The 11,633-nt window shown below is 30.8% G+C and carries 9 protein-coding genes; 5 read left to right on the top strand and 4 right to left on the bottom strand.

Features of this window, described 5'->3' with window-relative positions:
• The first annotated feature begins 227 nt into the window (after positions 1 to 227).
• The 3 genes from H527_RS0103205 (at position 228) to H527_RS0103195 (ending at position 3,771) form a co-directional block, all read left to right on the top strand.
• Positions 228 to 1,142 (top strand): cupin-like domain-containing protein, encoded by a 915-nt coding sequence (locus H527_RS0103205; RefSeq protein WP_051316610.1) that lies wholly within the window; start codon positions 228 to 230, stop codon positions 1,140 to 1,142.
• Positions 1,143 to 1,433: 291 nt separating this feature from the next.
• A complete protein-coding gene (locus H527_RS0103200) occupies positions 1,434 to 2,144 on the top strand; it encodes a thioesterase II family protein (protein ID WP_027411366.1) in 711 nt (236 codons plus the stop codon).
• Positions 2,119 to 3,771, top strand: a complete 1,653-nt coding sequence (locus H527_RS0103195; protein ID WP_027411365.1) for an MBL fold metallo-hydrolase — start codon at positions 2,119 to 2,121, stop codon at positions 3,769 to 3,771. The genes H527_RS0103200 and H527_RS0103195 overlap by 26 nt, the downstream gene beginning before the upstream one ends.
• A 559-nt stretch (positions 3,772 to 4,330) precedes the next feature.
• Here H527_RS0103195 and H527_RS0103190 read toward each other — a convergent pair.
• Entirely contained in the window at positions 4,331 to 5,554 is a 1,224-nt protein-coding gene (locus H527_RS0103190; RefSeq protein ID WP_027411364.1) for an MDR family MFS transporter, read from the bottom strand.
• A 129-nt stretch (positions 5,555 to 5,683) separates the two neighbouring features.
• On the opposite strand from H527_RS0103190, the gene H527_RS0103185 reads away from it, so the two are divergent.
• Entirely contained in the window at positions 5,684 to 6,298 is a 615-nt protein-coding gene (locus H527_RS0103185; protein WP_027411363.1) for a DUF1684 domain-containing protein, read from the top strand.
• 81 nt (positions 6,299 to 6,379) lie between these two features.
• Here H527_RS0103185 and H527_RS0103180 read toward each other — a convergent pair whose 3' ends face one another.
• From H527_RS0103180 to H527_RS0103170, 3 genes are all read right to left on the bottom strand, one after another.
• Positions 6,380 to 7,483, bottom strand: a complete 1,104-nt coding sequence (locus tag H527_RS0103180; protein WP_035087276.1) for a porin — start codon at positions 7,481 to 7,483, stop codon at positions 6,380 to 6,382.
• Between the two features lie 434 nt (positions 7,484 to 7,917).
• On the bottom strand, positions 7,918 to 8,283 hold the full coding sequence (gene crcB, locus H527_RS0103175; RefSeq protein WP_027411361.1) for a fluoride efflux transporter CrcB: 366 nt from the start codon (positions 8,281 to 8,283) through the stop codon (positions 7,918 to 7,920).
• Positions 8,284 to 8,432: 149 nt separating this feature from the next.
• Entirely contained in the window at positions 8,433 to 9,467 is a 1,035-nt protein-coding gene (locus H527_RS0103170; RefSeq protein ID WP_027411360.1) for an SRPBCC family protein, read from the bottom strand.
• Between the two features lie 92 nt (positions 9,468 to 9,559).
• Between H527_RS0103170 and H527_RS0103165 the strand changes: the two genes are divergently transcribed.
• Complete coding sequence (locus tag H527_RS0103165) at positions 9,560 to 11,611, top strand: dipeptidyl-peptidase 3 family protein (RefSeq protein WP_027411359.1); 2,052 nt, start codon at positions 9,560 to 9,562, stop codon at positions 11,609 to 11,611.
• The last annotated feature ends 22 nt before the right edge of the window (positions 11,612 to 11,633 follow it).

The following is an 11,633-nucleotide window of genomic DNA, read 5'->3' as shown; positions in this document are numbered from 1 at the left end:
AAAAACAAGAAAATATATGGAGAACAAGTTGTTTCTTGAACAAAAACATAATATCGATATAATTTTTCTTCATTTCATTTCGAAAAGAGCTTGATTAGGTAGGCGGCTTTTATAACCTTCTAAGCTTTTATATCGAACTCACATTATGAACATCTATCTCAAACCATTTTTTTAGATAAATCACAAAAACGTAATTCATTAATACAAACCAATAATCACAAATCAGAATGGGATATACTATTTTAGAGCCTAGTAAGGAAGCTGCTCATGCAGAAATAGCTGTAGAGCATAATATCTCTAGAGAGAAATTTTATAAAGAATATGTCAATAAATGCAAGCCAGTAATCATTAAAGGATTAATGGACGAATGGCCAGCTAAGAATATTTGGAGCAATCAATATTTTAGTAACCTAAATACAGATCAAAGTATTGTTGCTAAAAAAGGAAATGTAAAAAAAGGAAATGTAGAAGCAATGAAATTGTCAGAATACGTTGCTTTGATGCAAGCATATGAGCTTTCAGGAAAAAAAGGGAAACCACCATATTACTTACATGATTTTCCATTGTTTCAGGTAATGCCAGAATTAAGACATGATATAGGACCATTTCCATTACACTTATTTCCAAAATGGTATTCTTATGAATGGTGGAATTATATCTGTTTTTTTATGGGAACATCCAATAATTCAACACCTATGCATATTGATACATTATTGACCAATAACTTGTTTTTTCAAGTTTCAGGAACAAAAGAATTTTTGATAGTACTACCAGAAGACATGGATAAATGCTATAGATATGCATGGAAATGGTCTAAAATTAATCCAGATAAACCAGATTATGAAAAATACCCTAAGTATAAAGAAGCAAAACCACTTAGATTTAAAGTGTCAGATGGAGATATTCTTTATATGCCATCAGGAACTTTTCATCAAGTTAGAAGTTTAACAAGCTCAATTTCATTCAACATTGACTGGCATACCAAAAAAACGGTTAGAAAAGGATTGCTAAACTCCATAACAGGAAGAGCATCTTTTCCTAATATTTATTATAATGTTTTACTATCGTTAGGTTTAAATGCCAAAGTGCCAGCAAAATATATATTTCCATACTATAAATCATATTTTGACTTTATAGCATAATAGCTTGGAGTCGATTAATATTTGGATGCACCATAAAAACCACCAATTCGAATGATTTTTTGTATTGAAATGGAGAAAAATAATATCGAGAATAAGTTATTAGTGTTGAAATGCTGGTTTTCGACACAAAATTCTTAACAGAATTTGACTCCTTTAGATTCTGTTTACAAAGAATTAGTTAATTAAAAACGGAAAAAATACTATCCAATCAATCAGACTGACGCATTTCAGATTAATCAACTTAAGTTAATAGTAATTTTTTAAAATAAAATAATAAATACGGATGTAATAATGAATGTATTTTGTCTACCTTTTGCAGGAGGTAACCAGTATTCTTATCTAGATTATAAAAAAATAGAACCAGATTCTTTAAATTTCATTTTTATTGAACTTCCAGGAAGAAGCCGAAGAATAAGAGAAAAACTTTTAACAAATGTCTATGATATTGCAGAGGATGTTTTTGATCAAATTAAAAACAATTTAAAAACCCCTTATGCTATATACGGGCATAGTATGGGAAGTATATTGGGATATCTAATAACCCAAAAAATAGTTCAAGAAAACCTCAATCAGCCTAAACATCTTTTTTTTTCAGGAGCTACAGCACCTTCTTTAAGAGATAAACATATTATTAAGCATGACCTACCAAGAAAAGAGTTTTTTGAAAAAATAAGAACACTTGGAGGAAGCCCAGAAGAGGTCTTGAATAATGATGCTTTGATGAATATTTTTGAACCTATATTACGATCAGACTTTAAGGCGGTAGCAACTTATAAATATAAACAATCATCTCTTTTAAATATTCCTATTACAGTAATGATAGGAAAAGATGAAAACATTACAAAAATTGATGCTATGGCTTGGGGGAAAGAAACCCAAGCTCCTATAGAGGTCATTGAATTTACAGGAAATCATTTTTTTATTTATAATCATCAAAAAGAAGTGGTAAAAATTATTGAAAATAAACTTATAAAATATGAAAAACAATATAGTTTATCTTAAACCTAATGTGGTAATAGAGCCTTTGGTAGAAAAATGGTATGCTTGGGCACACCTAATATCCCCAGCAACTGCTGCGATGAATGTTACCAGACGGCATTTAAAAATTATTGATTCTTACATACAAGCACCAGAAATACATACCATAGCGGTAAAAAACCCTAAAATGTTAGGAGGACCCTTTATGGACTTTGATAAGAAACGTGTAGATGAGGTTAAAGAATTAAAAGAACAAACCAAACAAAATCAAGCAGAGCTTATAGCTTTGTCAGAATCTATTTTAGAATTAGAAGCATTACTTAAATCTCATGATAAAGGAATGTCATTAGAACCACTATATGATAAGGTTCCTGAACGATTAAAAGGATATGTTGAACTTATATACGATCTTAATAATAATCCATCATTTAGATTTTTTGAACACTTTTTATACTCAAGTAAATATTATAATACAGCTTCCCAGAGTATATCTTTATGGGTAACTCAAAATGATGAACGACCATTTTGTCTAAGTACTCCAAGATTAAAGGAAGATCATGTTTTACACTTGGATATACCTTTTAAACACGAAGGGATTGATGCTCTAAGTAAAATGAAGCGAATCGGAAATCAATATGATTTCATAAAAGAACTGTTAGGGATAAAAGAAGAAGATGAATCACTTTTTAAAACTCTTTTTACAGAGGAAAAGCCTCCAGAATACCAAAAATATACAGGAGACAAAGTAAGGATGCGATATTTTGGACATGCCTGTATTTTGGTAGAAACAAAAGATGTAAGTATTCTTGTAGATCCATTAATAAGTTATTACGGTTATGATACAGATGTAGCACATTTTTCTGATATAGACCTTCCTGAGGTTATAGATTATATCTTAATTACTCACAATCACCAAGATCATGTATTATTCGAAACCTTATTACCATTAAGACATAAAACAAAAAATGTCATTGTACCAAGAACAAATTCGGGAGCACTACAAGATCCTAGTCTTAAATTAATGTTTCAAAATATTGGATTTAATAACGTTGTGGAAGTAGATGAAATGGATGCTGTTAATTTTGAAGATGCCACAATAACGAGTATTCCGTTTACAGGAGAACATTCGGATCTTAATATTAGAGCTAAAACATGTTTTCATGTTAAATTTGGAGGATTTTCTTTACTTTTTGTAGCAGATTCTAGAGTGATGGAATCAAAGATTTATGACCATGTACATCAACAAATGGGAGATATAGACATTCTGTTTTTAGGGATGGAATGTGATGGAGCACCTATGACTTGGTTATACGGGCCATTACTTTCTGATAATTTGCCTAGAAATAAAGACGAAAGCAGGAGACTTTCTGGTTCAGATTGTGATAAAGGAATGTCGTTAATAGATATATTTAACCCTAAGGAAGCTTATGTATATGCAATGGGACAAGAGCCTTGGGTAGAGTTTATTAGTAGTATAAAATATACCAATGAATCCAATCCGATAAAGCAGTCTAATGAATTAATTAGGAAATGTAAACAGAAAAAAATGATAGCAGAAAGATTGTACGGCGAAAAAGAGCTTTTTTATGATTATTATAAGTTAATTGAAAAAAGTGAAGAGGTCTCAGTCGTTGATTGTAATTTATTATAAAGATGAACTAGCTTTAGCGATCAAAATTTCTTAAAAAAATATTTTTTATATTCTTTTTTAAGAAATTAGATTTAATACGATTTACGGATGAGAATTACGTATAAATAATTGCAAAGGTTTTTCGCTAGATTGATGAATCAAATTAAAGAATAGCCATAGCTATTGTTTCATTTTATGAAGAAAATATAGTAGAAAAAGAATGCGACTATATGCGAGATTTTTATTCGTAAATCGTATAATACCATTTACACCTTGAATTTATCGTAATAAAACACTCTTTTTTTATTTCTACTTCATAACAAAAATGAATTGTAGTAAATGTTATGCTTAATTTTTAAGACTAATATTATTTTAACTTTGAAATAGCACTAATGAATTCAATTTATATACGCACGATTTCAAAGTTAAAGTGGTATGAATAGAGTAGAACACCTAGTTTTAAAAAACTTCTTTCTTTTTAAATAATGTCTTTGTATAGGATTTTGCTTGGTATATTCAGAAGTTAATACAATAGTAAGTATGTATAAATATGACCGCCTTTATTTATTGGATGTGTTATTCATGAGTCAGTTGATACTAGTTTTTCGTTATTCAGTTTTTGTTTTACAACGTATAGCAAAAATATTCCTAAAACAGATATCAAAGCCATAAAAATCCAAGTGTTGTTAAAGCCAAATTTATCGATAAGTTGCATCCCAGAGTTATGACCAAAAATATGTGCGGCAGAAAAAGACATACTGTATAACCCCATATATGCACCTTGCCTTCCTTTTTTAGATCTGTCTAAAGCAAAAGCGTTTCCAAATGGAAAGGATACCATTTCGCCTAGAGTGGCTATAATCATTCCTATAATTAATATTCCTGCCCAAGGAGTAATTAAAAACAAAACGAAACTTATACCAGTAAGTATAAATCCGCCTGCAACATTTCCTATTTTAGTTATATTTGTTTTTTCTAAATAGGCAATCAAAGGCATTTCGAATAAGAATATTAGTGCACCATTCATTGCTAATAATAGACCAATTTTTTCTTCCGATAAATGATGTATTTTTTTATAGTATAAAGGAATTGTAGAAAAATATTGAACAAATATGAAGCCAAATAAAGCTAATGCAATTAAAAACAGAATATAAATACCATCTTTATGAGCTTTTAGAGGGTTTTTAATGACTACTTCTTGATCTAATATTTTAGCTTTTTTAGGGTGTAGAGTTTGTATCATTACCAACCCAGCAATAATACAGGTAATACCATCTATCCAAAATATTCCATAATACCCTATAGTAGCTATAATTACTCCACCCAATGCAGGCCCAGCAGAAAATCCAAGATTAATAGCTAATCGTATAAATGTTAAGGATCGGGTTTTGTTTTCTGGTTTACTATATGCGCTTAACGCAACAAAAAACGCTGGTCTTGCCATATCTGCAACAGCTATCAACACAAAAAAACCAATGCAAATGCTCCAAAAACTAGTAAAGTATTGGATTGCCATAAATGAAATACCAGTAAGAAAAAGAGAACCTAGAATTACTTTGTAATATCCAATTTGATCACTTAATTTACCACCAAGCCAAGCTCCTAAAAAAGAACCTAAACCATAACTAGTCATAATCCAACCCACTTGTTGTAACGAAAATTCTAAATTATCAGTTAAGTATAATGATAGAAATGGAATAACCATGGCCCCAGCTCTGTTGATTAAAGTAATTAAAGCTAGCCACCAGACTTCTTTGGATAGTCCTGAAAAAGATTGAAAATAGGAAAGTATAATTTTTAGCAATGTGTATAGAATTTATAAGTTATACCCAAATAATAGATAAAAGTAATTTTTTATCTATTATTTGAGTACAATTTTACCAAAATTAATTAGTTAACTAATTGTAAATTGTATTTTTGCAAAAAAAGGAAAGTGTTTCGATTATCAATTTTATTTATTTTCTTGATTAACAATCTATTTGCTCAGGATTCTACTGCCATAAAGAGGATATTATCTTTTCAGCAAGAGCTTAATAAAGATTTTACATCTGAAGAAACTTCGCCTCTTATACCAAAAGATTTAGAGCGTTTTAAATCCTTAGATTTTTTTAAAATAGATACTTCATTTTGTGTTACAGCAAAATTTGTACGTACTCCTTACGAGACTCCTTTTGTTATGAAAACAACAACAGGTACAGAACCATTATATGTAAAGTATGGTGAGGTACATTTTGTACTTCAATCTAAGGTATTTATATTAAATGTATATCAAAATCAAGGATTGACAACAGAACCTCAATATGATACATATCTGTTTTTGCCATTTACAGATTTAACGAATGCAGAATCTAGTTATTCTGGGGGACGTTTTATTGATCTCAAAATTCCTGAAGGAGATTCGGTTTTGATTGATTTCAATACATCTTACAATCCTTACTGTGCATATAATCCCCGTTATTCTTGTCCTATTCCTCCAGAGGATAATCATTTGGAGATAAAGATTCCTGTAGGAGTCAAAAAATTTAAAAACGAATCAGAAAACAAGTGATTTTATTGAAGAATAATAATAAGATCTAAGAAAAGATTTAGATTTTTAAAACCTCTTCTTAGATCTCATTATAATTGTTTTTTAGAATTTATATACCGCAGCTAATACAAAAGAAGAAAGGTTTTTTGTAGGCTTTCTGTCCTTGTTGATAAAAAAATCTTCAGAAGTTGTATCTAATCTTAGTTCTGGTATAAGAGTTAGATCTCCAATAGTATAATTTCCTGTTAAGGTAGTAGCTATAACATCTCCGTCGCCTTGATTATCTAAACCAATAACATCTGTGAGACCATCGTTATATACAGATAGATATTCCCCTCTTAATCCAATAGAAAATTTTTCAGATGTTTTATATTGTGGGTATAATGCAACCCCATAAAATCCAGAAGTATCTCCGTTCTCTTCAGGTTCAGTAGTTACATAAGTAGTATTTAGACCAAGTTTAAAATCCTCTGTTAAATTCCAAGTTGTAGTAAGATCCGCTTGGAAAGTAGGACCTACTTCTCCAGGAAAGCCTTCGTTGCCATATCTAAAATTAAGATATGTACTAAGTTTATCTACTTCATATCCTAATTGCGCACCAACAATATAGGTGTCAAAAGGATTACTATCGGTATAATCCGATGGATTCATTATGGCAAGCATCGCAGACCATTTTTTATTAAGCTTAAAATCAGCCTTTAGACCAGTATGAGATAAAGGACCATAAGTAAACATATAAGATGTGGAGTAATTGAAGTTGTTAGTAGGCGAAATCATTTCATACCCTATATAAGTATTGAAATTACCAAAGGTAAACTTAACATTTTGGTTTACTTGCCAATATACATATAGTTGATTGATGATTTGTGATGTTCCTTCAGAGTTAAATACAGCTTCTTCTCCTCTTTTTCCAAATACAAGATCAGCGACAAATCCAATTTTTTCTCCTTCATATGCTAAAACGGTATTTACCATTCCTAAGGCAAAGCCACTTTGATTAGCAAAAAAAGTTTGTGGAGCCACTAAATTGTTATTAGGAGCATCAAAATTATATCTATAATAAGTGTCTATAGATCCAGATAAGTTGATTTTAGAGAATAACTCTTCTAAGTTTGATTTTTGTTTTTCCTCTTGTGCTATAGTATGAAAACTTAAAAAAGTTAAAGTTATAAGAGAAGCTCTTTTTAAAAAGTTTGCGATAGTCATTATTTTCATTATTAATTTTAGTTATCCGTAATAATATTTCAATTTTGAGTGTGTAAAACTATATAAAAGAAAGGTAACTAAGAAGGAGATAAGGGGTAGAATATTGTAAGAACATTTTATTACAGTAAATTCAAACAATAATCGATATACAATAAAGGTTGTTTATAAAAAAAATCAATACGTATTTTTAAAATAAAATTTGTAGGTTTTTTAATAGTCTAAACTTTATATAATATTAAATAGCATCTAATATAAAAGCAAAAAGGCTTTGAGTTGTCTATCTCTACTTTGTAGATAAAATATTAAGAGGTAGTGCTTAATCTTATTTTCTGACTTTAGAATTCAATACTTATTTAACTTTACTGAGCGTAAGTTGCTTCAATTTTTTTATAAACCTTTTGGAAAGGTTATTATAAATAGAAAAATGGGATAGTTTATTTGGTAATAAACATTCCTAAAAAAACAAAAAGAAGCCCAATAACCAGAGATGCTATTGCATACAAAATGAAATTTATAAAATCTCCTGACTTTAATAATACATGGTTTTCATAAGCAAAAGTAGAAAAGGTTGTAAATCCACCACAAAACCCTGTTGCAAGAAGAAGAACTGTATTTTGAGATATGATATTGTTTTTAAGAGAAAGGCCTAAGATAATACCAATTAAAAGACAACCAAGTACATTGGCGGTTAATGTACCATAAGGGATTCCTGTAGAGGAGTTATTAAGGTATTTACTAATAAGGTAGCGAGCAATGCTGCCAGTACCACCACCAATAAATACCAAAAATATCTGTTTCATTATTATAATTTAAAAGCTATGTTTTGCTTAGGTCTTAGTTACTGCTAAAGAATCTCTTTGAGAAGGATTTAAGTGTAATTTATAGTGTTATTTAATTTGATACGCTGCATTTTATTAAGATATAAAATGTAGCGTATCAAATAGTTTCTTTACTTTATTGGAATATAAATTTCAGTTATCCACTCTGCTGGATTTGGTTGTAATTCTGGATCTATACGGTATACCTCAAAAGGAGCAGACTCTGTATTTAGTTCCAGATTATTTTCGTTAATATATTTATATGCGGCTTCCCATGCTTCTTTTAGATTTATATAATCCCCATTCAGTGTAGTTTTAGCCACTTTTTGTCTTGGTAAGAAATCACAAAGAATAGAACTTTCTTTTGGAGTAACTACTTTATCTCTTGTTGGGATAGCGGTAGAAAAAATAGCTGTTCCTTGTTCTTCATTGTATTCATTATATAAGGTAAAAGGCATTCCTGTTTGAGGAAGGTTATTTTGCTTCATATAGGTACTTACCGCAGGTAGCATTTGTGCCATTTTTTCAGGAATAATTGTTATAGAGGAAGCTGTAGCGCTATACATATAAAACCCTCCACCATGTTCGGTTATACCATCTACATGGATAGAATATTTTTTCATTTTTTCATTTACAAAGGCATCTAGTTTTTCGAGCCCACGAGAATACATAGGTTTTATCGCTTGGGATAGAGTACTATCCTGAGTTAGCCAAAAAGCCTTTTCCATAAAAGACTGTGTGCCTTTCATTCCCCAGGTAACTTTAGTTTTTTTACCTTCCAGTTTTTCAAATTTCCAGTATACATCACTTTTACTTTCTCCCGTAGGGGTAATAAATGTTATTCCTTGATCTATACTACTAAAAGGAGAAGCTTTTTTGGTTTCCATTCTACCATCTCCTTGTGTTTTACTTTTCCAGGAATAAGAAGCTCCTTCACCACTTGTTTTTTCAGGATATTCCATAATAAAGTCGTCAGACTCATCCATCCATGGTCCCCATTTGTCCCATGTTTTATACTCATTAATAGTACTAAATAATAATTCATCAGGAGCATCTATTACTCTGCTTTCTTCTACTTGATAATCACCATCTATAGTAGCTATATAAACAGCGCCACCAATTATTACTAATAATAATAGAAAAAATAAATACTTTACTATTTTCATTTTAGTTAGTTTATATTGTTTGGTCAGCTAATATAAACAATTTTAACATCCTTTTATTTTGTTACATTTGTCAAAACAATAAAATATAACAAATGAAGCTTAATAAAATAGTGTTTTTTATAGCTATCTCTGGTATAATGATAGCATGTAAGAAAGATCCGAAGGTTAAAGATCAAATCGATAATCAAGAAGAAAAACAAGAGATAACAGAGGAAAAATTTGATTATGTTGTAGAACAGTTTGCAGATTTAAAAGTTTTACGATATCAAATTCCGGGTTGGGAAAATCTTACTTTAAAAGAACAAAAATTAGTGTATTATCTTACGCAAGCAGGTTTAAGCGGAAGAGATATTATGTGGGATCAAAACTATCGCCATAATCTTACTATAAGAAAAGCGTTAGAAAAAGTCTACACTTCGTATGAAGGAGATAAAAATTTAGAAGAATGGAAAGCTTTTGAAACGTACTTAAAAAGAGTTTGGTTTTCTAATGGTATCCATCACCACTATAGTAATGATAAAATCAAACCAGAATTCAGTAAAGATTATTTAAGTTCTCTACTAGCTGCAACAAGTACCGAGATGCCAAAAGAAGCGTATGAAGTAATCTTTGATGAGGCAGACACTAAAAAAGTAAATCAAGCAAAAGGAGTAGATAATGTAGCAGTATCTGCGGTTAATTTTTATGGACCAGGTGTAACTAATAAAGATGTAACCTCTTTTTACGGAAAAATGAAATCACCTAATCCAGCTAAACCATTATCTTTTGGTTTAAACTCTCAATTAGTAAAAGAAAATGGAGCGCTTAAAGAAAGAGTATATAAATCAGGTGGGTTATATGGTTCTGCAATCGACGAAATAGTTAAGTGGTTAGAAAAAGCACAAGGAGTAGCAGAAAATAAAGCGCAAGGAGATGCTCTTGGTTTGTTGATAAAATATTACAAAACAGGGGATTTACAAACTTGGGATGACTATAACGTAGCATGGACAGCCGCTACCGAAGGAAATATAGATTATATTAATAGTTTTATCGAGGTATATAACGATCCATTAGGATACAGAGGATCTTATGAGAGTATCATACAGATCAAAGATTTTGATATGTCTCAAAAAATGTCTGTATTATCTGAAAATGCACAATGGTTCGAGGATAATTCTCCGTTAATGGACGAGCACAAAAAAGACAGTGTAGTAGGAGTTTCTTATAAAGTGGTAGCAGTTGCAGGAGAGGCAGGAGATGCTTCGCCAAGTACGCCAATAGGAGTAAATCTACCTAATGCAAACTGGATTAGAGCCGCAGTAGGATCAAAATCTGTTTCTTTAGGAAATATTACGGAAGCATATAGTAATGCTGGTGGTTCTGGTCGTTTAAAAGAGTTTGTTCATGATCAAGAAGAGTTTGTATTAGAAGAAAAATATGGACAGTTAGGAGATAAACTGCACACTGCCTTACACGAAGTAGTAGGACATGCATCTGGACAATTAAATCCAGGAGTAGGCGAAACTAAAGAGACGTTAAAAAACTATGCTTCTACTATGGAAGAAGGTCGTGCAGATTTAGTAGGATTATACTATTTAATGGATCCAAAATTACAAGAATTAGGATTGGTTGAAGATTGGGAAAAAACAGGAAAAGCTGCCTATGATGGATATATCCGTAATGGTTTAATGACACAATTAATACGTTTAAACCTGGGGGATGATGTAGAAGAAGCACACATGCGTAACCGCCAGTGGGTAAGTGGCTGGGCTTTTGAGCAAGGAAAAAAGGATAATGTAATAGAAAAAGTTACCAGAGATGGTAAGACCTATTTTGATATTAAGGATTATGCTAAACTAAGAGAGATTTTTGGACGATTATTAAGAGAAACACAACGTATTAAATCGGAAGGAGATTATAAAGCAGCAGAAGAATTAGTAGAAGGATATGGTGTAAAAGTAGATCAGGCGATTCATGCAGAAGTATTAGAGCGTAATAAGCAATTTACATCTGCACCGTACAGTGGTTTTGTAAATCCTGTTTTAGTTCCTGAAATGAACGAGAGTGGAGAGATAACAAAAATAGAGGTTACACAACCAGAAGATTTTGTTTCACAAATGTTATTTTATAGTAAGAATTATAATTTCTTACCAGAAGTGAATTAATTTTTATCTAGTATAAAACATA

The sequence above is a fragment of the Aquimarina muelleri DSM 19832 genome, from assembly GCF_000430665.1.
Classification (GTDB): Bacteria; Bacteroidota; Bacteroidia; order Flavobacteriales; family Flavobacteriaceae; genus Aquimarina; species Aquimarina muelleri.
This window is presented reverse-complemented; position numbering and strand designations above follow the sequence as displayed.